The organism is Streptomyces sp. NBC_00096, assembly GCF_045041305.1.
GTDB lineage: Bacteria > Actinomycetota > Actinomycetes > Streptomycetales > Streptomycetaceae > Streptomyces.
This window is the reverse complement of sequence record NZ_CP108221.1, coordinates 3786388-3809306: the sequence shown is the minus strand read 5'-3', so window position 1 is coordinate 3809306 and position 22919 is coordinate 3786388. Positions and strand designations below refer to the sequence as shown.

The 22919-nt window shown below is 67.4% G+C and carries 18 protein-coding genes, 3 rRNA genes and 1 pseudogene; 4 read left to right on the top strand and 18 right to left on the bottom strand.

Annotation, left to right across the window (positions count from 1 at the left end; all coding sequences use genetic code 11):
- Positions 1-90: 90 nt before the first annotated feature.
- Positions 91-369, bottom strand: a complete 279-nt coding sequence (locus tag OG904_RS16765; protein ID WP_405491705.1) for a glutaredoxin family protein — start codon at positions 367-369, stop codon at positions 91-93.
- A 248-nt stretch (positions 370-617) separates the two neighbouring features.
- On the opposite strand from OG904_RS16765, the gene OG904_RS16760 reads away from it, so the two are divergent.
- The 3 genes from OG904_RS16760 (at position 618) to OG904_RS16750 (ending at position 4231) form a co-directional block, all read left to right on the top strand.
- Positions 618-1583, top strand: a complete 966-nt coding sequence (locus OG904_RS16760) for an HAD family hydrolase (protein ID WP_405491703.1) — start codon at positions 618-620, stop codon at positions 1581-1583.
- A gap of 372 nt (positions 1584-1955) precedes the next feature.
- Positions 1956-2774 carry an ECF subfamily RNA polymerase sigma factor, BldN family gene (locus tag OG904_RS16755; RefSeq protein ID WP_405491701.1) on the top strand — a complete coding sequence of 273 codons (819 nt, stop codon included), beginning with the start codon at positions 1956-1958 and terminating at the stop codon, positions 2772-2774.
- A gap of 260 nt (positions 2775-3034) precedes the next feature.
- Entirely contained in the window at positions 3035-4231 is a 1197-nt protein-coding gene (locus OG904_RS16750) for a DUF5667 domain-containing protein (protein WP_405491699.1), read from the top strand.
- An 80-nt stretch (positions 4232-4311) separates the two neighbouring features.
- Here OG904_RS16750 and OG904_RS16745 read toward each other — a convergent pair whose 3' ends face one another.
- The 12 genes and pseudogenes from OG904_RS16745 to OG904_RS16690 all read right to left on the bottom strand — a co-directional run bounded on the left by OG904_RS16745 (position 4312) and on the right by OG904_RS16690 (position 17332).
- Positions 4312-5289, bottom strand: coding sequence for a lysophospholipid acyltransferase family protein (locus OG904_RS16745; RefSeq protein ID WP_405491697.1), 978 nt, complete (start codon positions 5287-5289; stop codon positions 4312-4314).
- Positions 5289-6347 (bottom strand): NAD-dependent epimerase/dehydratase family protein, encoded by a 1059-nt coding sequence (locus OG904_RS16740; protein WP_405491695.1) that lies wholly within the window; start codon positions 6345-6347, stop codon positions 5289-5291. Before OG904_RS16740 ends, OG904_RS16745 begins: the two co-directional genes overlap by 1 nt.
- Positions 6348-6442: 95 nt before the next feature.
- On the bottom strand, positions 6443-6541 hold the full coding sequence (locus OG904_RS16735) for a 30S ribosomal protein bS22 (RefSeq protein ID WP_003948845.1): 99 nt from the start codon (positions 6539-6541) through the stop codon (positions 6443-6445).
- Between the two features lie 161 nt (positions 6542-6702).
- Positions 6703-6912, bottom strand: a complete 210-nt coding sequence (locus tag OG904_RS16730) for a helix-turn-helix domain-containing protein (RefSeq protein ID WP_162688852.1) — start codon at positions 6910-6912, stop codon at positions 6703-6705.
- A gap of 114 nt (positions 6913-7026) precedes the next feature.
- Positions 7027-7857 (bottom strand): phosphatase, encoded by an 831-nt coding sequence (locus tag OG904_RS16725; protein WP_405491693.1) that lies wholly within the window; start codon positions 7855-7857, stop codon positions 7027-7029.
- 241 nt (positions 7858-8098) lie between these two features.
- A complete protein-coding gene (locus tag OG904_RS16720; RefSeq protein WP_405491691.1) occupies positions 8099-9268 on the bottom strand; it encodes an acetoin utilization protein AcuC in 1170 nt (389 codons plus the stop codon).
- Positions 9219-10436 (bottom strand): MFS transporter, encoded by a 1218-nt coding sequence (locus OG904_RS16715; RefSeq protein ID WP_405491689.1) that lies wholly within the window; start codon positions 10434-10436, stop codon positions 9219-9221. The genes OG904_RS16720 and OG904_RS16715 overlap by 50 nt, the downstream gene beginning before the upstream one ends.
- A 176-nt stretch (positions 10437-10612) precedes the next feature.
- Positions 10613-11251, bottom strand: a pseudogene (locus OG904_RS16710) (HAD family hydrolase); the annotation flags it as partial.
- 108 nt (positions 11252-11359) lie between these two features.
- The gene (locus tag OG904_RS16705; protein WP_405491687.1) at positions 11360-12094 is read right to left on the bottom strand and encodes a nucleotidyltransferase domain-containing protein; all 735 of its coding nucleotides are present in this window, start codon (positions 12092-12094) and stop codon (positions 11360-11362) included.
- A 113-nt stretch (positions 12095-12207) separates the two neighbouring features.
- Positions 12208-12325 (bottom strand): 5S ribosomal RNA (gene rrf, locus OG904_RS16700).
- 73 nt (positions 12326-12398) lie between these two features.
- Positions 12399-15522: ribosomal RNA gene (locus tag OG904_RS16695) — 23S ribosomal RNA — on the bottom strand.
- Between the two features lie 285 nt (positions 15523-15807).
- A 16S ribosomal RNA gene (locus tag OG904_RS16690) occupies positions 15808-17332 on the bottom strand.
- Together the 16S, 23S and 5S rRNA genes form the textbook arrangement of a ribosomal RNA operon.
- A gap of 939 nt (positions 17333-18271) precedes the next feature.
- Here OG904_RS16690 and trpS point away from each other — a divergent pair.
- Positions 18272-19270, top strand: coding sequence for a tryptophan--tRNA ligase (gene trpS, locus OG904_RS16685; RefSeq protein ID WP_405491685.1), 999 nt, complete (start codon positions 18272-18274; stop codon positions 19268-19270).
- Between the two features lie 53 nt (positions 19271-19323).
- Here trpS and proC read toward each other — a convergent pair whose 3' ends face one another.
- The 5 genes from proC to OG904_RS16660 form a co-directional block, all read right to left on the bottom strand.
- Positions 19324-20133 (bottom strand): pyrroline-5-carboxylate reductase, encoded by an 810-nt coding sequence (proC, locus tag OG904_RS16680; protein WP_405491683.1) that lies wholly within the window; start codon positions 20131-20133, stop codon positions 19324-19326.
- Positions 20134-20233: 100 nt separating this feature from the next.
- Entirely contained in the window at positions 20234-20971 is a 738-nt protein-coding gene (locus tag OG904_RS16675) for an ABC transporter permease (protein ID WP_405491681.1), read from the bottom strand.
- Positions 20968-21801, bottom strand: a complete 834-nt coding sequence (locus tag OG904_RS16670; RefSeq protein ID WP_405491679.1) for an ABC transporter ATP-binding protein — start codon at positions 21799-21801, stop codon at positions 20968-20970. Before OG904_RS16670 ends, OG904_RS16675 begins: the two co-directional genes overlap by 4 nt.
- 81 nt (positions 21802-21882) lie before the next feature.
- Positions 21883-22425, bottom strand: coding sequence for a hypothetical protein (locus tag OG904_RS16665; RefSeq protein WP_405491677.1), 543 nt, complete (start codon positions 22423-22425; stop codon positions 21883-21885).
- A 113-nt stretch (positions 22426-22538) separates the two neighbouring features.
- The gene (locus tag OG904_RS16660; protein ID WP_405491675.1) at positions 22539-22841 is read right to left on the bottom strand and encodes a peptidase; all 303 of its coding nucleotides are present in this window, start codon (positions 22839-22841) and stop codon (positions 22539-22541) included.
- Between the last annotated feature and the right edge of the window lie 78 nt (positions 22842-22919).

The following is a 22919-nucleotide window of genomic DNA, read 5'->3' as shown; positions in this document are numbered from 1 at the left end:
AATTCCCGAAGGGGGCAAAACGGAACACACTCCTCACCAATACGCCCCCGAGACCCCATAAATCGCCCACGATCGTAACCGCCCGAGGGGTCAGGCCTGCAATGCCCGTCGGAGCCGGTCAGGGTTCACCCTCCAGAAGGTGTGCTGTTCACCGTCCACCAGCACCACGGGAATCTGCTCCCAGTGCAGGCGGTAGAGCTCCTCGTCCTGCGTGATGTCCTTCTTCTCCCACTGTGCGCCCGTCTCGGCGCAGACCTTCTCGACGACCTCCTGGGCGTCATCGCAGAGATGACACCCCGGCTTCCCGACGAGCGTCACCATCCGCTCCTCGGGACGCTTCTTCCCGGCACGGCGCAGCAAAGGACTCATGCGCCCATTCTCCCTCCCCGGCAGGATCGATCACTCCGCCGAATGAGACCGAGCACACACCGCCGCCGGAGCGTCTGGATTCGCGCCGCAGAAAACCCGACGAACCGCCGGTCAGCCGGGCGGCCCGGGCCGAAAATCCCCGCACCGCCCGGGAGGGGAGGGAAACTTCACCCTCGGGGAGGGGAGCGTTCAGGCCCTCGATTCCCGTGAGTTCGGGAACTCCCGAACACAGTGGCTATGCTCGCGTCATGGCCGCTCTGGGATGGCTCACCCCCCGTAGGCGCTCCGCCACCGCGCGGAGCGTTCTGGCAGGCGAGGCCTCGGCCGAGGCCGCCCGCAAGACCGCGCTGGCCGACGAAGAGCTCGACTCTCCGGCCCTCGAAGCCGCACGGACCGAGGCCGAGGAGGCCGAAGCCCGCGAGCCCGAGTTCCCCGTCGCCGGCGACGACCTCGCGGCCGCCTTCTTCGACCTCGACAACACCGTCATGCAGGGCGCCGCGATCTTCCACTTCGGCCGCGGCCTCTACAAGCGGGAGTTCTTCCGCCGCCGCGAGCTCGCCCGCTTCGCCTGGCAGCAGGCCTGGTTCCGGCTCGCCGGGGTCGAGGACCCCGACCACATGCAGGACGCCCGCGACAGCGCGCTGTCCATCGTCAAGGGACACAAGGTCTCCGAGCTGATGTCCATCGGCGAGGAGATCTACGACGAGTACATGGCGACCCGGATCTGGCCGGGCACCCGCGCCCTGGCCCAGGCCCACCTCGACGCCGGCCAGAAGGTGTGGCTGGTGACGGCCGCCCCCGTGGAGACGGCCACCATCATCGCCCGCCGGCTCGGGCTGACCGGGGCGCTGGGCACGGTCGCCGAATCCGTGGACGGCATCTACACCGGCCGGCTGGTCGGCGAGCCGCTGCACGGCCCCGCCAAGGCCGAGGCGGTGCGCGCCCTGGCCGCCGCCGAGGGGTTCGACCTCGCGCGCTGCGCCGCGTACAGCGATTCGCACAACGACATTCCGATGCTGTCGCTGGTCGGACATCCGTACGCGATCAATCCCGACACAAAACTGCGCAAGCATGCCCGCGCCAACGACTGGCGCCTGCGCGACTATCGGACCGGTCGCAAGGCCGTGAAGGTCGGCGTCCCGGCCGCCGCGGGCGTCGGCGCGATCGCGGGCGGCGCGGCCGCCGCGATCGCCCTGCACCGCCGCCGCAAGTAACCCCCGCGGGTCCGCACCCGGGCCCTGCCCGGCCTCCCGGGCCGCCGCGCCCGCCGCGCCCCCGGGCCCGGGGCATTCGCTCACCTCTACCCGCGCCCCCGGCGCGGCACTCCGCCCTGCCCCACTCGGTCGCGAGCCACCGTGGAAGGTGCCATTCCGCGCACCCAACCGATCAAGAACCGATCACCAGGTGCGACTAAATATGCCTTCGACACGCAACAGAAGTGTCGTAACCGGTGATTTGAGCAACTGGGTGTAGCGCTGCCTGTACGAAGCGTTATTCTCCTCAAACGCATGCCACCGCCACCTGTCGCCACGACGGGTGAACGGTCCCGCACTGCACGTGATGGAAGCTCTGCCTCTGGGAGTCCCGTGTACCCACCTGTCGGGGTTGACGCCTCGGGCCTGGCTACGCTGCGCGCAACGGTCCTCGACCACCTGCGCGGCTTCGTCCCCACCGCGTACGCCGTCCCCGCCTTCGCCGCCGCGGTCCCCGCCGGACTCGGCCCGGCCGGTCCTTGCTATGCCCTGACCGACGGCGGAGCAACGGTGGGCAGACGCGGTCGTTCCGGCGGCGCGGCCTCCGGTGGCGCAGCCGCCGGAACCACCGCGCCCGCCGCCCGCCGCCCCACCGCGGACAGCGACCAGGCCCGCATGATGGACCTGGTCGAACGCGCCCAGGCCGGTGAGGCCGAAGCCTTCGGCCGCCTGTACGACCAGTACAGCGACACCGTCTACCGCTACATCTACTACCGAGTCGGCGGCAAGGCGACCGCGGAGGATCTCACCAGCGAGACCTTCCTGCGCGCGCTGCGCCGCATCTCCACCTTCACCTGGCAGGGCCGTGACTTCGGCGCCTGGCTCGTGACGATCGCCCGCAACCTGGTCGCCGACCACTTCAAGTCGAGCCGTTTCCGCCTGGAAGTCACCACGGGCGAAATGCTGGACGCCAACGAGGTGGAACGGTCCCCCGAGGACTCCGTCCTGGAGTCCCTCTCCAACGCGGCCCTGCTGGAAGCCGTACGGAAACTCAATCCGCAGCAGCAGGAGTGCGTGACCCTGCGCTTCCTGCAGGGCCTCTCGGTCGCCGAGACGGCCAGGGTGATGGGAAAGAACGAGGGTGCGATCAAGACCCTCCAGTACCGGGCGGTCCGCACGCTGGCCCGCCTCCTCCCGGACGACGCCCGCTGACGCCGCCTCCCCAATCACATTCGGTATCCCTCCCTGATGACCTTGATGACACTGCCGACAACAACGACATTGACGACGCTGTGGTCCGATCATCCTTCGTCCGTAACCCAAGTGCCGCGCCGCTCGTTGTGCGGGATGCAGGCTCCCTGTGGACAAGCCCTGCCCGAAGCCGCTCACTCGAAAGGGTGGATGTGCTCAAGGAAGGCAACCTTCCGGACACCTTGGGGAGTCGATCGTCATGACGAGAGGAGGTGCCGCCAGTGATCGCGAACGTGACTCCGCACCGGCGGGCGAACGCCTTCGCCCAGGCCCTGGAGGAGCGGACCCCGTCCGACCTTTCGGAACCGGACCCGGCGGCCGAGCAGTCCGAGGCACCTGCCGAACCTGCCGACCACGACCGGTTGTTGGCCCTGGCGAGCGCGCTCGGCGAAAGAATGCCGCGCCCGGTGCTGGACCCCGAGGTCAAAGTGGTGCAACGAGCCCAGCTCATTGCCGCCATGGAGGCCAAGGTGATGGAAGAGAGGGCCGGGGGCGGTGTGGCCGCGGACCCTCAAGTGCCCGAACAGCGGACCGGCCGCGGCGCCCACCGGGCGACCTCGCTCCGGAAGATGCGGCCCCGCTCCCGCTGGTCCAAGGGCATCGCAGCGGGCGGCCTCACCGTAGGTGTGGCCGCGGGGGCCTTCAGCGGAGTGGCCGCTGCCAGCACGGACGCCCTGCCGGGTGACCACCTGTACCCCGTGAAGCGGGGCATGGAGGACATCCGGCTCGGGATGGCCGACGACGATTCGGACCGGGGCGAGCTCTATCTCGACCAGGCCTCGAACCGTCTCTCGGAAGCGCGCCGGCTCATGGAGCGCGGCCGGCTGGGCGCCCTCGACCACGAGTCCCTCGGTGAGATCCGCCGGGCCCTCGCGGGAATGAAGCACGACGCCTCGGAGGGCCACCGGCTCCTCCAGGCCGCCTACGAACGGGACGGCTCGCTCGGCCCGATCCAGGCGCTGTCCTCGTTCTCCCGCTCGCACCGCGACGCCTGGGACAAGCTCCGGGGCAATCTCCCGGCGCAGCTCACGGACGTGGGCGGTGAGGTGGATTCGGTCTTCCAGGCCATAGACCAAGACGTGGCGCCGCTCCAGGGACTGCTCCCGAAGCCTCCGGAACAGTCCCGCGGCTCCGGCCCCTCCACGAGGCCGAGCGCCCCTGCGGGCAAGCACCAGGCGCCGTCCCCCTCGGGCACCCCGTCCGCGGCCCCCACGCCGTCGGCCTCGGGTTCCCCGAAGTCCCCGCCCCCCGGTGGTCTCCTGGGCGGCACGGGCAACCTGCTGAACCCGCCCGCGGGCCAGCCGACCCCGTCCCAGTCCGGCAGCACCCCGGACATTCCGCACCCGGACATCACCCTCCCGCCCCTCCTCCCCGGCCTCCTCCCGGGCCTGGGCATCAAGGCGGAAGACGCGGACTAGCCGAAAACGCCGGCGCGGCTGGATGGATCCAGCCGCGCCGGCGTTTGAGGCGTTGGGTGCCGGGGGCCGGCACCCAACGGTCAGAAGAACACGGACCGCCGCTGCACCAGCAGCTTGTACAGCGTGTGCTGGATCTGCTCCCGCACCTGATCCGTCAGGTTGAACATCAGCATCGGGTCCTCCGCCGCCTCCGCCGCATAACCCGCGGTGACGATCGGCTCCCCGAACTGGATCGTCCACTTCGTCGGCAGCGGCACCGCCCCGAGCGGCCCGAGCAGCGGAAACGTGGGCGTGATCGGGAAGTACGGAATCCCCAGCAGCCGAGCCAGCGTCTTCGCGTTGCCGATCATGGGGTAGATCTCCTCCGCCCCCACGATCGAGCAGGGCACGATCGGCGTCCCCGCCCTCAGCGCGGTCGACACGAACCCGCCCCGCCCGAACCGCTGGAGCTTGTACCGCTCTCCGAACGGCTTCCCTATCCCCTTGAAGCCCTCGGGCATCACACCCACCAGCTCCCCGGCCTCCAGCAGCCGCTGCGCGTCCTCCGCGCACGCCAGTGTGTGGCCGGCCTTGCGGGCGATCTCGTTCACCACGGGCAGCATGAACACCAGGTCCGCCGCCAGCAGCCGCAGGTGCCGCTGTGCCGGGTGCTGGTCGTGCACGGCGACCTGGAGCATCAGGCCGTCCAGCGGCAGCGTCCCGGAGTGGTTCGCCACGATCAGCGCGCCACCCTCCTTCGGGATGTTCTCGATGCCCTTGACCTCGACCCGGAAGTACTTGTCGTACACCGGCCGCAGCAGGGACATCAGGACCTGGTCCGTCAGCTCCTTGTCGTAGCCGAATTCGTCGACCTCGTACTCGCCGGTGAGCCGGCGCCGCAGGAACGACAGACCGCCGGCGATCCGCCGGTCCCAGCCGCCGCCCTCAGCGGTGGGCTCCGGTACGGCCTCCACGACCGGCTCGGGCACCTCCGGCGCCACCCGGACCCGCCGGGCCGCGGACGACGGCCGCCGTCGCGGCCGGTCCTCGTCGAACGGAATGACCTTGGCGTCCGCCACTATCGCTTCGCTCCCTCAGCCACAGCCCCAGCCTCCACGTTCAACAGCTCCGCCACCCGGTCCACGGCCCGCCCCACCCGCTCCGGCGGCAGCAGCCCGTTCCCCCGGCTCCGCGTGAAGTCGGCGAAGGTCTCGGCGGTCGTGTACATCGGATCGAATCCCAGCACCTCCCGCATCTGCGTGGTCTCCACGACCCGCCCGTGCGTGAGGAGCCTTATCTGTTCGGGCGAGAAGTCCGTCGCCCCGACCGCGCGCAGCGCCGAGCCCACCCACGTCACCGCGGGCAGCAGCAGCGGCACCGACGGCCGCCCCAGCCGCCGCGTGCACTGCGACAGCAGCAGCACCCCGTCACCGGCGATGTTGAAGGTCCCGCTGATCCCGCTGGTCTGCGACGCGAGCCGCAGTACGTCCAGTACGTCGTCCTCGTGCACGAACTGCAACCGCGGGTCGTAGCCCAGCACGGTCGGGATCAGGGGCATCGAGAAGTACTCGGCGAGCGAGGAGTCGGCGAAGGGCCCCAGGATGTTCGCGAACCGCAGTACGCACACCGCGACGTCCGGCCGCCTGCGCGCGAAGCCGCGTACGTATCCCTCGACCTCGACGGCGTCCTTGGCGAAGCCGGCCGCGGGCAGCGACTTCGGCTGCGTGGTCTCGGTGAAGACGGCCGGATCCCGTGAGGTGCCCCCGTACACACTGGTACTGGACTTCACCACGAGCCGCCGTACCGTCGGGGACTTCTGGCAGGCCCCGAGGAGCTGCATCGTCCCGATGACGTTGGTTTCCTTGACGGTGCTGTACGAGACGGCGCCCGCGCCCGTCGCGGCACCTCCGGTGACCGCGAGATGGACCACCGTGTCGACCGCGTTCTCGGCGAGCACCCTGGCGATCGCCGACTGTCTGATGTCCGTACGGATGAACTCGGCCGATCCCAGCCGGTGCGACGGTGTCACCGCGTCGACCGCGATCACCCGCTCGACCTCCGGGTCCCGCTGGATCCGCCGCACGAAGCGGCCTCCCAGCTGCCGGGCAGCCCCGGTAACGAGCACGACCTTCCCCACGAGCTCAGCGCCTCCCTCGAAGAAGTCCCCCGGCTGCACCGCAGCCCCTCCACCAGAATGGTGGAGGGGCTGCGGAGAACACGTACAGCTACCGTTTACTTCTTGTTACGGCGCTGGACGCGGGTGCGCTTGAGCAGCTTGCGGTGCTTCTTCTTGGCCATCCGCTTACGCCGCTTCTTGATAACAGAGCCCACGACTACCCTCGCTCACTTCTCGGAACATCCCCGCGTCGCGGGGATCTCGGTGCGGGGCGTCTGGGCCCACACGACCTACGTCGGCCTAGCCTACCCGTCCGAGCTCTGAGCTTGTAATCCGGTGCTTCCGAGGAGCGACAGCAGGCTCCCGACCCTTGCCCTCAGGCCGATTCCACCCCCACAAAAGACTCGCGGAGGTACTCGTGCACCGCATTTTCGGGGACCCGGAAGGACCGGCCCACCCGGATTGCGGGCAGATGTCCGTTGTGCACCAATCGGTACACGGTCATCTTCGACACTCGCATCACCGAGGCGACCTCCGCCACGGTCAGGAACTGAACCTCACTGAGAGGCCTCTCGCCAGCAGCCATGACACACCTTGACCTTCCGCGCATGACGGGCACCGGCTTCCCCTCCGGTTACGCCCCGTCGTCGCACGCTCACTCACCAGAGTAGGGGCGTGTGATACGAGTGGGGAAGAGGAGCTACGGCCACTCCTGCCAACCCGACAGACTCGCCCGATTGAGTACATAGCGAGTGAGCGGTCGGTAGTAGTCCGCGCGCACCGCGTCATCAAGCGGAACGGCCACCGAGACCCGCCCCTCGGCCTCCCCCACGAACAGCGCGGGATCATCCGTATCGGCCAGCCCGATCGCCTCCACACCAAGCTGACCTGCGCCGCAGACCCACCCGTGGTCCCCGATCACCAGCTCCGGCAGCGGCCCTCCGGACTCCGCCAGCGCCCCGAGCGCGATCCGAACCGGCAGCGGCGAATGGGTGTGCGCGCCGGTCGCACTCCCGGGTGGGCGCGCGCCGTCTTCACGCACCAGTGCGACCCCTCGTACGTAATCGATGCGGTGCCGGCGTACGCCGAACCGGGTCGGCATGTCGACAGCCGCCCCCCGCGCCGGGGTGAGGACATCACATCCCGCCGCCGACAACGCCTCGGCCAATGTGGCGTAGAACCCCAGGAGCCGGTGCGGATGCCCGGTCCCGAGCAGCACCGGGGCCCGTACCCCGGCAGCCGCGCCGAGCCGCTCCGCGAAGGCCTCCAACCCCGCCACCGTACGCTCCGGATCGATCACGTCCGGCCCGCTGACGTGCGCCGGATCCGCCGAGACCCCGCACTTGTCCGCCATCAGCCGCAGGAGCTCCGCCTCCCCCCAGCCCCACTCGGGATCCAGCCCCAGCAGCACGCGCGGATCCCGCGCCGCGAACAGCCGGTAGCTGCGCAGGCTCTCCTCCCGGGAAGTCGCGACGGTCCCGGCCAGACGGGCGGCCAGCAGATGCGCACGCAGCGCGCCGGTACTCAACACCCCCCCGATGCTGCCCCACCGGACCTGACACCTCACCAGTTCCGGCCATTCCCCCCACCCTTGGCGTAACGCCCCCACCAAGTCCCCTCCGGGAAAACCGGCGTTCACCCGCAGGCTGACGCCGGCCAGGATCCAGCCCCTCCGGCGTTTGAGGAGCGGGGTCTGGGGCGGAGCCCCAGGGAACGGCGGAAGGGCGGGTAGGGGACAGCCCCGCAGGGCCCGGCCCAGCGGCCCGCAGGGGCTAGGCCAGCAGCCCGCGCAGCGGGAACACCGCCCGCCGGGTGGCCAGTACGGCCTGGTCGATCCGGTCCGCCGGGTCGTACCCCGCCTCCCAGTCCCGCCACACAGGCACCCGCCCGTCAGTCATCCGCCCCGGCGCCACCTCCCGCGTCCGCGCGTACACCAACTCCCGCCAAGACCCCGGCACCGCCGTCTCCGGCGCGATCGGCCGATGCCCGGCAATCGCCACCAGGTGCGTCCACGACCGCGGTACGACGTCCACGACCGCGTACCCCCCGCCCCCCAACGCCAGCCACCGTCCCTGCGCACAGGAGTGCGCCAGCTCGTGACAGGCCTCCTGGACCGCCCGCTGCGCGTCCAGCGACACCGCCAGGTGCGCCAGCGGGTCCTCGAAGTGGGTATCGGCCCCGTGCTGGGTCACCAGCACCTGTGGCCGGAAGTCCTCCAGCAGCTCCGGCACCACCGAGTGGAAGGCCCGCAGCCACCCCTCGTCCCCGGTCCCGGCGGGCAGCGCGATGTTCACCGCCGCCCCCTCCGCGGCCGGCCCGCCCGTCTCCTCGGGCCACCCGGTCTGCGGGAACAGCGTCCTGGGGTGCTCGTGCAGGGACACCGTCAGCACCCGCGGATCGTCCCAGAAGGCCGCCTGCACCCCGTCCCCGTGGTGCACGTCCACATCCACGTACGCGACCCGCTCGGCCCCCAGCTCCAGCAGCCGCGCGATCGCCAGCGCCGCGTCGTTGTACACGCAGAAACCGGCCGCCCCGCCGGGCATCGCGTGGTGCAGCCCGCCGGCGAAGTTCACGGCGTGCTCGGCGTCCCCGCGCCAGATCGCCTCGGCGGCCGCCACCGACTGCCCGGCGATCAGCGCCGACGCCTCGTGCATGCCGTGGAAGGCCGGGTCGTCCATGGTCCCGAGCCCGTACGAACCGTCCGCGACCCCGGGGTCCGCGGACACCTCGCGCACCGCGGCGACGTAGTCCTCACGGTGGACGAGGCGCAGCGTGGACTCCCCGGCCGGCCGGCCGGCCCGTACCTCCAGCTCCCGGTCGAGCCCGAAGGCCCGTACCAGACCCATGGTCAGCGCCAGGCGCACCGGGTCCATCGGATGGCTCGGCCCGAAGTCATACTTCGTTACCGCCTCGTCCCACATCAACAACCCGCGGCCGCTCATGCGCAACACCGTATCGGGCCTCCTTCGCACCGAACGAGCGGGCGTAGAAAAGCGTCACCAGGACCAGCACCATCGGTACGAGCATGGCGCCCCGGTAGTTCCAGGCATCGCCGATGCCACCGACGAGCGGTGCGCCGATGAGGAATCCGACGTAGTTGAAGATGTTGAGCCGCGCGATGGCGGTGTCGGAGGAGTTCGGGAAGAGCCTGCCCGCCGCGGCGAAGGTCTGCGGCACGATCACGCACAGCCCGGTCCCCAGCAGGGTGAAGCCGAGCATCCCCGCCCACGCCCCGGGCGCGGCCGCGACCACCCCGAAGCCCAGCGCGGCGACGACCGTCCCGATCCGTACGACGGCCACGGCCCCGAAGCGCCGCACCCCGAGGTCCCCGACGGCCCGCCCCAGCAGGGTGGTCACCATGTAGACGTTGTAGGGGACGGTGGCGAGCTGCTCCGAACTCCCCAGCACGTCCTGGAGGTACTTGGCGCTCCAGTTCGACACCGTCGAGTCCCCGATGTACGCGCACGCCATCACCAGGCACAGCGGCAGCAGCAGCTTGAACCCGCCCGCGCCGAGCCCCTTGTCCGCGGCGGCGTCCTGCCCGGTCTCCTGGTCCACGTAGAACCGGCTGGCGAAGAGCGCGAGCGGCAGCAGGACCACCACGGCGGGCAGGTACGAGGTGAACAGCGCGAGGTGCCAGTGCGCCCCCGCCCAGGCAGCGGAGGCGCCCAGGATGCCGCCGAGGCTGTACGAGGCGTGGAAGCCGAGCATGATGCTGCGTCCGTACGCGCCCTGCAGGCTCACCCCGAGCATGTTCATGGAGGCGTCGAGCGCCCCGACGAACAGCCCGAAGGCCCCGAGGGCCAGTGCCACGTGCCACATCCGGCTGCCGGCGCCGACCCCGAGCAGCGCCAGCAGGACGAGCGGCTGCGCCCACCGCAGTACGGTGCTGGGCGCGACCCGCTTCACCAGGTGCTCGGTGACGACGCTGGACACTCCGGCGAGGATCGGCACGGCGGCCAGGAAGGCGGGCAACAGCCCGTCGGATATCCCGTACCGGTCCTGAATGGCCGGGATCCGCGTCACGAGGAGCGCGAAGGCCACGCCCTGCACGAAGAAACTGAACCCCAACGCTCCACGCCCGCGGCTCAGCCGCGCGTCTGCTGTCATGGCGGCTCAGCGTAGGCGCCGGTCCTACCGGTGGGTAGAGCGATCACATCTCGATTGGGTCAGTGCGAGAACCCACCGCTGTAGCCGGCGCCGTAACCGCCGCTGTAACCACCGGTGTACCCACCGGTGTACCCACCCGAATACCCGGCCGACCCGGCGGGTCCGACCTCCAGCCCCAGCAGCCCGGCCAGCTGGTTCATGTCCCCGAAGTACCCGGTGGCGCCGGGCAGCCGGTCGGCGGGCATCATCGCGGTGTACCCGTACACGTCCATGCCCGCGGCGATGGCGGCCTGGACGCCCAGCGGGCTGTCCTCGACGACCACGCACCGGCGGGGGTCGACGCCCATCTGGTCCGCGGCGTGCAGGAACAGGTCCGGGGCGGGCTTGCCCTGGCCCACGTCCTCCGAGCTGAAGATCCACTCCTCTTCGAACCACTCGTCGAGCCCGGCGGCCCGGTGCCCGACCCGGATCCGCTCGTGGCTCCCGGAGGACGCCAGACAGTACGCCGTCCCGGCCTCGACCAGCGCGGCCAGCACCCCTTCGACCCCGGGAACGGGCTTGAGCTCCCGCTCGAAGGCGGCGGAGGTACGGGCGTGCAGCGTGCTGTCGAAGTCGGCGGGCAGCGCCTGCCCGGTCCGCTCCCGCACGAGGTCGTGCACCCGGTGCACGGCGGCCCCCATGTAGTCGCGCAGCGACTCCTCGTACGAGGTCGGGTGCCCCAGCTCGGTCAGATACCCGGAGAGGATGCTGTTGGCGAGCGGCTCGCTGTCCACCAGCACGCCGTCGTTGTCGAAGATGACGAGGTCGTAGCCCATGCGACAACCCTACGAGCCGTCAGTACAAATCCATCCGGACCCCATGCCGGGCATCCGCAGGACATCGAAAGTTCCTGGGCCCCTGGGGACACGGCGCGGGCCGGGACCTCACCTCCGGTCGGCGGTGCTCCGCCACAACCGGCGGTAGCCCTCACGGAGCGGACCGCCGGCCAGGTCCAGGACGGCCGAGGCCGCGCCCGTCAGCGCCTGCGGATCTCCGGTCGCGCACAGCCGCAGGTGCCCGTCGAGCAGGGCCGCCCCGAGCGTCCCGTCCGCTTCCAGCAGCCGCCTCGGCAGCCACTTGCCGACACCGGTCCATGCCCGGTGGTGGTCGAAGAGGAGGTCGGCCGCGCCGGCCAGCACCACCCCGGCCACCGCCACCCGCTCGACGGGGTCGGTGGCGTCACCCAGGTCGTCCAGCGCGTCCGTGAGCCCGTACCGCTTGGTCTCCACGGTGTCCGCGTCCAGCGCAGGCGGCCCCTGCCGCAGATCCGCCTCGGCCAGCGCCCGTACGCGAGCCGCCCCGCCGTCCCTGTCTAGCAGGACGAGACCGGTGGCGTAGATCACCTGCAGGACCGGACGGCGTGCGGCCAGGTCCACGGCGAAGAGCTCCGCGAGGCCGGCCCGGGTGTGGATGAACAGCTCCACGACCCGCCCCTCGAAGCGGAGGGTCTCCCTGCAGGTCTCGCCGTCGTCCCCGACCAGCACCACGATGTCCAGATCACTGCTGGCCGTGGCCCGCCCCAAGGCCGTGGACCCGCCCAGGACCGCCACCAGCGCATCGGGAAACTGTTCCCGTACGATGCGCCGCGCCTGGTCAATGGGGTCTACATGCATGTTCATGCCGGACAGAGTTCCATGGAGCCCGGCCGGTGGCCACAGGTTTTTGCCGGTAAACGCAGAAAAGCCCCGCACCGAACCCATAAGGGCTGGTGCGGGGCTTCCCCACAATAATTGTTCGGCGGCGTCCTACTCTCCCACAGGGTCCCCCCTGCAGTACCATCGGCGCTGAAAGGCTTAGCTTCCGGGTTCGGAATGTAAACCGGGCGTTTCCCTAACGCTATGACCACCGAAACACTATGAAGTTAACCAACCGGATATGACACAGTTCGTTACTTCAGAACTAACACAGTGGACGCGAGCAACTGAGGACAAGCCCTCGGCCTATTAGTACCAGTCAGCTCCACCCGTTACCGGGCTTCCACATCTGGCCTATCAACCCAGTCGTCTACTGGGAGCCTTACCCTCTCAAGGAGGTGGGAATACTCATCTTGAAGCAGGCTTCCCGCTTAGATGCTTTCAGCGGTTATCCCTCCCGAACGTAGCCAACCAGCCATGCCCTTGGCAGGACAACTGGCACACCAGAGGTTCGTCCGTCCCGGTCCTCTCGTACTAGGGACAGCCCTTCTCAATATTCCTACGCGCACAGCGGATAGGGACCGAACTGTCTCACGACGTTCTAAACCCAGCTCGCGTACCGCTTTAATGGGCGAACAGCCCAACCCTTGGGACCGACTCCAGCCCCAGGATGCGACGAGCCGACATCGAGGTGCCAAACCATCCCGTCGATATGGACTCTTGGGGAAGATCAGCCTGTTATCCCCGGGGTACCTTTTATCCGTTGAGCGACGGCGCTTCCACAAGCCACCGCCGGATCACTAGTCCCGACTTTCGTCCCTGCTCGACCCGTCGGTCTCACAGTCAAGCTCCCTTGTGCACTTACACTCAACACCTGATTGCCAACCAGGCTGAGGGAACCTTTGGGCGCCTCCGTTACTTTTTGGGAGGCAACCGCCCCAGTTAAACTACCCATCAGACACTGTCCCTGATCCGGATCACGGACCGAGGTTAGACATCCAGCACGACCAGAGTGGTATTTCAACGACGACTCCACCCCAACTGGCGTTGGGGTTTCAAAGTCTCCCACCTATCCTACACAAGCCGAACCGAACACCAATATCAAACTATAGTAAAGGTCCCGGGGTCTTTCCGTCCTGCTGCGCGAAACGAGCATCTTTACTCGTAGTGCAATTTCACCGGGCCTATGGTTGAGACAGTCGAGAAGTCGTTACGCCATTCGTGCAGGTCGGAACTTACCCGACAAGGAATTTCGCTACCTTAGGATGGTTATAGTTACCACCGCCGTTTACTGGCGCTTAAGTTCTCAGCTTCGCCACACCGAAATGTGACTAACCGGTCCCCTTAACGTTCCAGCACCGGGCAGGCGTCAGTCCGTATACATCGCCTTACGGCTTCGCACGGACCTGTGTTTTTAGTAAACAGTCGCTTCTCGCTGGTCTCTGCGGCCACCCCCAGCTCACGGAGTAAATCCGATCACCAGTGATGGCCCCCCTTCTCCCGAAGTTACGGGGGCATTTTGCCGAGTTCCTTAACCATAGTTCACCCGAACGCCTCGGTATTCTCTACCTGACCACCTGAGTCGGTTTAGGGTACGGGCCGCCATGAAACTCGCTAGAGGCTTTTCTCGACAGCATAGGATCATCCACTTCACCACAATCGGCTCGGCATCAGGTCTCAGCCTTATATGAGGGACGGATTTGCCTACCCCTCGGCCTACACCCTTACCCCGGGACTACCACCGCCCGGGCTGGACTACCTTCCTGCGTCACCCCATCGCTTACCTACTACAAGTCTGGTCCGCCGGCTCCACCACTTTCCATTCCCCGAAGGGTCCGGAACGGCTTCACGGGCTTAGCATCGCCTGATTCGATATTGGGCGTTTCAAAGCGGGTACCGGAATATCAACCGGTTGTCCATCGACTACGCCTGTCGGCCTCGCCTTAGGTCCCGACTTACCCTGGGCAGATCAGCTTGACCCAGGAACCCTTAGTCAATCGGCGCACACGTTTCTCACGTGTGTATCGCTACTCATGCCTGCATTCTCACTCGTGAACCGTCCACAACTAGCTTCCGCTGCTGCTTCACCCGGCACACGACGCTCCCCTACCCATCACAGCGGGCGTTGGCCCTATAGCTGCAATGACACGACTTCGGCGGTACGCTTGAGCCCCGCTACATTGTCGGCGCGGAATCACTTGACCAGTGAGCTATTACGCACTCTTTCAAGGGTGGCTGCTTCTAAGCCAACCTCCTGGTTGTCTCTGCGACTCCACATCCTTTCCCACTTAGCGTACGCTTAGGGGCCTTAGTCGATGCTCTGGGCTGTTTCCCTCTCGACCATGGAGCTTATCCCCCACAGTCTCACTGCCACGCTCTCACTTACCGGCATTCGGAGTTTGGCTAAGGTCAGTAACCCGGTAGGGCCCATCGCCTATCCAGTGCTCTACCTCCGGCAAGAAACACGTGACGCTGCACCTAAATGCATTTCGGGGAGAACCAGCTATCACGGAGTTTGATTGGCCTTTCACCCCTAACCACAGGTCATCCCCCAGGTTTTCAACCCTGGTGGGTTCGGTCCTCCACGAAGTCTTACCTCCGCTTCAACCTGCCCATGGCTAGATCACTCCGCTTCGGGTCTAGAGCGTGCAACTCAATCGCCCTATTCGGACTCGCTTTCGCTACGGCTTCCCCACACGGGTTAACCTCGCTACACACCGCTAACTCGCAGGCTCATTCTTCAAAAGGCACGCAGTCACGACGCATTGAGTAAACTCAATGCGCGACGCTCCCACGGCTTGTAGGCACACGGTTTCAGGTACTATTTCACTCCGCTCCCGCGGTACTTTTCACCATTCCCTCACGGTACTATCCGCTATCGGTCACCAGGGAATATTTAGGCTTAGCGGGTGGTCCCGCCAGATTCACACGGGATTTCTCGGGCCCCGTGCTACTTGGGAGATTCTTAAGCAAGCCGCTGATGTTTCGTCTACGGGGGTCTTACCCTCTACGCCGGACCTTTCGCATGTCCTTCGACTACATCAACGGTTTCTGACTCGCCGACCGGCCGGCAGACCGATCAAAAGAATTCCCACAACCCCGCATGCGCAACCCCTGCCGGGTATCACACGCATACGGTTTGGCCTCATCCGGTTTCGCTCGCCACTACTCCCGGAATCACGGTTGTTTTCTCTTCCTGCGGGTACTGAGATGTTTCACTTCCCCGCGTTCCCTCCACACTGCCTATGTGTTCAGCAGTGGGTGACAGCCCATGACGACTGCCGGGTTTCCCCATTCGGACACCCCCGGATCAAAGCTCAGTTGGCAGCTCCCCGGGGCCTATCGCGGCCTCTCACGTCCTTCATCGGTTCCTGGTGCCAAGGCATCCACCGTGCGCCCTTAAAAACTTGGCCTACAGATGCTCGCGTCCACTGTGTAGTTCTCAAGCAACGACCAGCCACCCATCACCCCCATCCGAAGATGAAGTTCACTGGGGCCGGCATCACAGAAGGCATGACCTTACGGCCGTACCCTCAGATACCCAACAACGTGCCAAGCACGATCCCCCATCAGTGAGTCACTTTCCACGCCGAAGCAGTACTCGTGATCCATCAAGGAAACCGTGCCAACTAATCAACGTTCCACCCATGAGCTGACCGTGCAGAACATTTGTCTGCAATCGGTACTGTGCTCCTTAGAAAGGAGGTGATCCAGCCGCACCTTCCGGTACGGCTACCTTGTTACGACTTCGTCCCAATCGCCAGTCCCACCTTCGACAGCTCCCTCCCTTACGGGTTGGGCCACCGGCTTCGGGTGTTACCGACTTTCGTGACGTGACGGGCGGTGTGTACAAGGCCCGGGAACGTATTCACCGCAGCAATGCTGATCTGCGATTACTAGCAACTCCGACTTCATGGGGTCGAGTTGCAGACCCCAATCCGAACTGAGACCGGCTTTTTGAGATTCGCTCCACCTCACGGTATCGCAGCTCATTGTACCGGCCATTGTAGCACGTGTGCAGCCCAAGACATAAGGGGCATGATGACTTGACGTCGTCCCCACCTTCCTCCGAGTTGACCCCGGCGGTCTCCTGTGAGTCCCCATCACCCCGAAGGGCATGCTGGCAACACAGGACAAGGGTTGCGCTCGTTGCGGGACTTAACCCAACATCTCACGACACGAGCTGACGACAGCCATGCACCACCTGTATACCGACCACAAGGGGGGCACTATCTCTAATGCTTTCCGGTATATGTCAAGCCTTGGTAAGGTTCTTCGCGTTGCGTCGAATTAAGCCACATGCTCCGCTGCTTGTGCGGGCCCCCGTCAATTCCTTTGAGTTTTAGCCTTGCGGCCGTACTCCCCAGGCGGGGAACTTAATGCGTTAGCTGCGGCACCGACGACGTGGAATGTCGCCAACACCTAGTTCCCAACGTTTACGGCGTGGACTACCAGGGTATCTAATCCTGTTCGCTCCCCACGCTTTCGCTCCTCAGCGTCAGTAATGGCCCAGAGATCCGCCTTCGCCACCGGTGTTCCTCCTGATATCTGCGCATTTCACCGCTACACCAGGAATTCCGATCTCCCCTACCACACTCTAGCTAGCCCGTATCGAATGCAGACCCGAGGTTAAGCCTCGGGCTTTCACATCCGACGTGACAAGCCGCCTACGAGCTCTTTACGCCCAATAATTCCGGACAACGCTTGCGCCCTACGTATTACCGCGGCTGCTGGCACGTAGTTAGCCGGCGCTTCTTCTGCAGGTACCGTCACTTTCGCTTCTTCCCTGCTGAAAGAGGTTTACAACCCGAAGGCCGTCATCCCTCACGCGGCGTCGCTGCATCAGGCTTTCGCCCATTGTGCAATATTCCCCACTGCTGCCTCCCGTAGGAGTCTGGGCCGTGTCTCAGTCCCAGTGTGGCCGGTCGCCCTCTCAGGCCGGCTACCCGTCGTCGCCTTGGTGGGCCATTACCCCACCAACAAGCTGATAGGCCGCGGGCTCATCCTTCACCGCCGGAGCTTTTAACCCCCGCCCATGCAGGCAGGAGTGTTATCCGGTATTAGACCCCGTTTCCAGGGCTTGTCCCAGAGTGAAGGGCAGATTGCCCACGTGTTACTCACCCGTTCGCCACTAATCCACCCCGAAGGGCTTCATCGTTCGACTTGCATGTGTTAAGCACGCCGCCAGCGTTCGTCCTGAGCCAGGATCAAACTCTCCATGAATGTTTACCCGGCTGTGCTTAATTAAAAGCTGCCCGGTTGCACACGCACTTAGAGCGGGACAGTCATGTCGGAATAAGACCGACCGTCCACTGCGTCCTCGCTGTGTAATTGCCTGCAAGCATCACAGCCGAAGCCGCGACCTCACAGGTCTTTTTCAAAGGAACCTCATCCACCGAAATGGACGGGGTATCAACTTTTGGCGTTGATTTTTGGCACGCTGTTGAGTTCTCAAGGAACGGACGCTTCCTTTGTACTCACCCTCGCGGGTTTTCCTCCGGGCGCTTCCTTCGTTCTTGCGTTTCCGACTCTATCAGAGTCAGTCTCGCTTGTTTTCCGCCTTCCGGTTCTTCGCTTTCGCGTTTTCCCTTTCCGGCGAGTTCGACTCTATCAGATCCTTTCGGGCCTGACTCCCAGTCAACGGGATTTGCCGTTCGGGCTGTTGGGCCCTTGCGACGAGTGAGACAGTAGCGGATTCCTTGCCCCCGAACCTAATCGGCGACTGCGTCCGTGGACGCGGATTCCTCATTCGCAAATACGCATGAAAACGGGACGACAAAGCGAGTCGTTCGTTCGAATGTGTAGTGCGGGATGGCTGTCCGGGGACCGACCGGGGTCGGCGCTCACTTCGGACAACTCGAAGAACCTTACGGATCGGGCACACCTGTGTCAACCCCCGGCTCGCCGGGCACGCGGAGTGCGCAAACCTCACGCGGTCCCGACCCGCCACGGTCTAACCTCTGCTCCATGACTACGCGTGCGCTCATGCCCGACCTTCGCTGGTGGGCCGCCTGACGGCGGCCGACCATCCACGCGAGCACGCACGCGCTCGACGGCCGCCGACCACGGCGGCCGTTTTCGTTTCTCCCCTCCCGGGAGTGGCCCGGCCGCCCGACGCGGTGGCCGTCGGCACCCACACCGAGAGCAGCAGGGAGCAGGGACATGACGAGGATCTTCAGCGGGGTCAAGCCGACCGGGCATCTGACACTGGGGAACTACCTGGGGGCCGTACGGCAGTGGGTCGCCGCCGAGCAGGAGCCCGACGAGGCGCTGTTCTGTGTGGTCGATCTGCACGCCCTGACCGTCGAGCACGATCCGGCCCGGGTACGCCGGCTCAGCCGGCAGGCCGCGACGCTGCTGCTGGCCGCCGGGCTGACGGCCGAGAAGTGCACGCTGTTCGTGCAGAGCCACGTCGACGAGCACGCGCGGCTGGCGTACCTGCTGGAGTGCACGGCTTCCGACGGGGAACTGCGGCGGATGGTGCAGTACAAGGAGAAGACGGCGAAGGCGCAGGCCTCGGGGGAGGGCGTACGGCTGTCGCTGCTCACCTATCCCGTGCTGATGGCCGCGGACATCCTGGCCTACCGGACCGAGGAGGTGCCGGTGGGTGAGGACCAGCGCCAGCACGTGGAGCTGACCCGGGATCTGGCCGTCCGTTTCAACCAGCGCTACGGACACACCTTCACCGTGCCCAGGGCCACGCATCCGGTGGTGGCCGCGCGGGTCATGGACCTTCAGGACCCGACCTCGAAGATGGGGAAGTCCGGGGACGCGGGCCCGGGAGTGGTGTTCATCCTCGACGAGCCCGAGGCGGTGCGGAAGAAGCTGATGCGGGCCGTCACCGACAGCGGGGACGGCGGGGTGGTCTACGACCGGGCGGAGCGGCCGGGGGTGGCGAACCTGCTGGACATCCTCGCCGCCTGCACCGGAAGCGAACCGGAGAAGCTCGCCGACGGGTACAGCGGGTACGGGGCGCTCAAGCGGGACGTGGCCGACGCCGTGGTGGAGCTGCTCCGGCCGGTCCGCGCACGGCACGCGGAGCTGGCGGCCGATCCGGGGACGGTGGAGGCGGTGCTGCGGGCGGGGGCCGGGCGGGCGCGGGCGATGGCGCGGCCCGTCGTCGACGAGGCGTACCGGGCCATCGGGCTGCTCGAGCCCTGAAGGGCCCTGGCGCGGGTACGGGGCTGCGCGCGCGGCCCCGTACCGGCCGGGTGTCAGCTGTTGCCGGAGGCGAGTTCGCGGCTGCGGTCGCGGGCCGCTTCGAGGGCGGCGATCAGGGCCGCCCGTACGCCGTGCTTCTCCAGCTCCACGATCGCGTTGATGGTGGTGCCGGCCGGGGAGGTGACGGCCTCGCGGAGCTTGACCGGGTGCTCGCCGCTGTCGCGGAGCATGACGGCGGCGCCGATGGCGGCCTGGACGATGAGGTCGTGGGCCTGGGCGCGCGGCAGGCCGAGGAGGATGCCGGCGTCGGTCATGGCCTCGACGAGGAAGTAGAAGTAGGCCGGGCCCGAGCCGGACAGGGCGGTGGCCGCGTCCTGCTGGGACTCGGGGACGCGCAGGGTCTTTCCGACGCCGCCGAAGATCTCCTCGGTGTGCAGGAGGTGTGCGGCGGTGGCGTGGCTGCCGGCCGAGATGACGGACATGGCCTCGTCGACGAGGGCGGGGGTGTTCGTCATGACGCGGACGACGGGGGTGCCGGAGGCGAGCCGTTCCTCGAAGAAGGAGGTCGGGATGCCGGCGGCGCCGCTGATGACCAGGCGGTCGGCGGGGACGTGCGGGGCGAGCTCTTCGAGGAGCTTGCCCATGTCCTGCGGCTTCACGGTGAGGATGAGGGTGTCGGCGCGCTTGGCGGCTTCGGCGTTGGAGACGGCCTCGACGCCGTAGCGGGTGCGGAGCTCCTCGGCGCGTTCCGGGCGGCGGGCGGTGACGAGGAGCTTGGAGGCGGGCCAGCCGCCGCGGATCATCCCGCTGAGCAGGGCCTCGCCGATCTTGCCGGTACCGAGGACTGCGACTGTCTGGGTCATGCCCGATTCACCTCGCCGAACTGTTCTTGCACGTGAGCTACGTCTACGTGCTCATCCTTGCACCAGGGCGGGGCAGGGCGGCGTGGTGTCCGGACTGCGGTCAGGGCGTGCGGCGGCGGAGGGTGGCGGCGCCGAGGCCGAGGACCAGTAGGGCGCAGCCGGCCACGACGAAGGCGTCGCGGACGAAGTCGGTGGTCATGTCGGTGTGGGTGAGGACCTGGGTCATGCCGTCGACGGCGTAGGACATGGGCAGGACGTTGGAGATGCCCTCCAGGACCGGCTGCATGGTGGAGCGGGCGGCGAAGAGGCCGCACAGGAGGAGCTGCGGGAAGATCACGGCCGGCATGAACTGGACGGCCTGGAACTCGGAGGCCGCGAAGGCGGAGACGAAGAGGCCGAGCGCCGTGCCGAGGAGTGCGTCGAGCAGGGCGACGAGCAGGAGCAGCCACGGGGAGCCGATGACGTCGAGGCCGAGCACCCACAGGGCGACGCCGGTGGCGAGCAGGGATTGGATGACGGCCATGGCGCCGAAGGCGAGGGCGTAGCCCGCGATGAGGTCGCCCTTGCCGAGGGGCATGGCGAGGAGGCGTTCGAGGGTGCCGGAGGTGCGCTCGCGCAGGGTCGCGATGGAGGTGATCAGGAACATCGTGATCAGCGGGAAGATGCCGAGGAGGCTGGCGCCGATGCTGTTGAAGGTCTGCGGGCTGCCGTCGAAGACGTAGCGGAGCAGGATCAGCATCAGTACGGGGACCAGCAGCATCAGCGCGATCGAGCGCGGGTCGTGGCGGAGCTGGCGCAGGACGCGGGCGGCGGTGGCGGTGGTGCGGGCGATGCTCATCGGGTGCTCCCGTTGGCGGCTTCGGCGTTGGCGGCTTCGGGGTGTGCGGCCGGGGTGCCGGCGGCTTCGGCGACGGCCGCGTCGACGAGGCGGAGGAAGCCCTCTTCGACGGTGTCGGCGTTGGTACGGGTGCGCAGTGCGGCCGGGGTGCCCTGCGCGAGGATGCGGCCCTCGCGCATCAGGAGCAGGTCGTGGCAGCGCTCGGCTTCGTCCATGACGTGGGAGGAGACGAGGAGGGTGGCTCCGCGGGTGGCGGCGATGTCGTGGAAGAGGTTCCACAGGTCGCGTCGCAGGACGGGGTCGAGGCCCACGGTCGGCTCGTCGAGGACGAGGAGCTCGGGGCTGCCGAGGAGGGCGACCGCGAGGGAGACGCGGCTGCGCTGGCCGCCGGAGAGGTTCCCGGCGAGGGCGGTGGCGCGGCTGGTGAGGTCGACGTCGGCGATGGCCCGGGTGACGGTCTCGTGGCGGCGGTCGCCGGCGGCGCGGCCCGGGTCGAGGACGGCGGCGAAGTAGTCGAGGTTCTGCCGGACGGTGAGGTCGTCGTAGACGGAGGGCGCCTGGGTGACGTAGCCGATGCGGGAGCGGAGGGCGGGGTGGCCGGCGGGGCTGCCGAGTACCTCGAGGGTGCCGGTGACGTGGGCCTGGGTGCCGACGACGGAGCGCATCAGGGTGGACTTTCCGCAGCCGGAGGGGCCGAGGAGACCGGTGATGCGGCCGCGGGGCACGTCGAAGTCGATGCCGTCGATGACGGTGCGGGGGGTGCGGCCGGTGCCGCGGCGGACCGTGAGGCCGGCTGCGTGGACGGCGGCGCCCGCCTGGTTATTCATCATGTGATGAATAATGCTCCCGGCTGCGCCCCTGACGCAAGCCCACGGGGGCCTGGGGTCTGCCGGGAGTGGCCGGGGCCGGGGCTACTTCTTGCGCTTGGGGCGGCGGGCGGCCGGGTTGCCCGTGCGGGAGCTGCGGCGGCGGGCGAATTCGGCCGAGGCGTGCTCGTACTCGGTGCGGCGCAGCTTCTCGCCTGGGGCCTCGGCGAAGCAGCGCAGGAAGTACGCGATGAGGCTGCCGATGAAACCGATCGCCTTGAGGCCCTTGAGGGCCGCTTCGTCGGAGGACGGGGCCTGCCGGCGGCCGAAGGACTCCCAGGTCTTGACGAACGCGATGGAGCTGGCGATCGCGAAGAGGACGACGACGGAGATGCTGAGGAAGGAGCCGACGTTGCCGATCTCCAGGCCCTCGTAGGAGAAGCGGAGCAGGAAGGCTCCGATGACGGCGAGGGCCAGCGCGCCGAGGGCCACGCCCGCGCGGCGCGCGAGATAGCCGCCGTCGTGGTTCACCCACGTGGTGCCGAAGAACCGGATCGGCTCGGGCTCGGGGCCGGTGGACACCGCGGGCTGCGCCGGGGCCCCGGCGGCCGGCTCGGCGGGGGTCTGGTCTCGCTGGTCGTCGCTCACACCAGCGATTATCCCCCGCCGGCCGTGGCGGGCCCGGGGTGCCTCACGGGGCAGACCGCGAGATGGGCGAGACGGCCTACGTCGCGGGCCCGGCAAGATCCGAAAGAGGCGGCCTAGCCGCAGCGGCTGGTGACCCAGCCGTCGCTGCCCGTCTTCACGTAGGCGTCGGAGACGAACTCGCCGTTGCCGATGCAGTCCCACAGGTCGGTCGTGCCGTACGGGCCCGAGACGGTCATGCCCTCGCACTGGCAGCGGATCCCGACGGTCGCGCCGAGCGGCAGGACGCGGACGACGGAGTAGTTGGTGCCGGGACCGTTGCGGACGTTCACCCGGTAGCCCGGTGCGACCGGGAATGTCGGAAATCCGGAACCCGACGCCAGGCTCTGGACTTGGCCGGAATCGCTCTCGATGGCCATGCGGAAAATCCCCCCTACGACGTTGCACTGCGCAACTCGCGCAGGGTAGCAGGACCTTGGAGATTCGCACGGACCATC

Coding starts and splice junctions, on each gene's coding strand:
- OG904_RS16730 (WP_162688852.1), bottom strand. CDS start 6,912: ATGGCTGCTGGCGAGAGGCCTCTCAGTGAGGTTCAGTTCCTGACCGTG.
- proC (WP_405491683.1), bottom strand. CDS start 20,133: ATGACCCAGACAGTCGCAGTCCTCGGTACCGGCAAGATCGGCGAGGCC.
- OG904_RS16675 (WP_405491681.1), bottom strand. CDS start 20,971: ATGAGCATCGCCCGCACCACCGCCACCGCCGCCCGCGTCCTGCGCCAG.
- OG904_RS16660 (WP_405491675.1), bottom strand. CDS start 22,841: ATGGCCATCGAGAGCGATTCCGGCCAAGTCCAGAGCCTGGCGTCGGGT.
- OG904_RS16715 (WP_405491689.1), bottom strand. CDS start 10,436: ATGACAGCAGACGCGCGGCTGAGCCGCGGGCGTGGAGCGTTGGGGTTC.
- OG904_RS16705 (WP_405491687.1), bottom strand. CDS start 12,094: ATGAACATGCATGTAGACCCCATTGACCAGGCGCGGCGCATCGTACGG.
- trpS (WP_405491685.1), top strand. CDS start 18,272: ATGACGAGGATCTTCAGCGGGGTCAAGCCGACCGGGCATCTGACACTG.
- OG904_RS16670 (WP_405491679.1), bottom strand. CDS start 21,801: ATGATGAATAACCAGGCGGGCGCCGCCGTCCACGCAGCCGGCCTCACG.
- OG904_RS16720 (WP_405491691.1), bottom strand. CDS start 9,268: ATGAGCGGCCGCGGGTTGTTGATGTGGGACGAGGCGGTAACGAAGTAT.
- OG904_RS16760 (WP_405491703.1), top strand. CDS start 618: ATGGCCGCTCTGGGATGGCTCACCCCCCGTAGGCGCTCCGCCACCGCG.
- OG904_RS16765 (WP_405491705.1), bottom strand. CDS start 369: ATGAGTCCTTTGCTGCGCCGTGCCGGGAAGAAGCGTCCCGAGGAGCGG.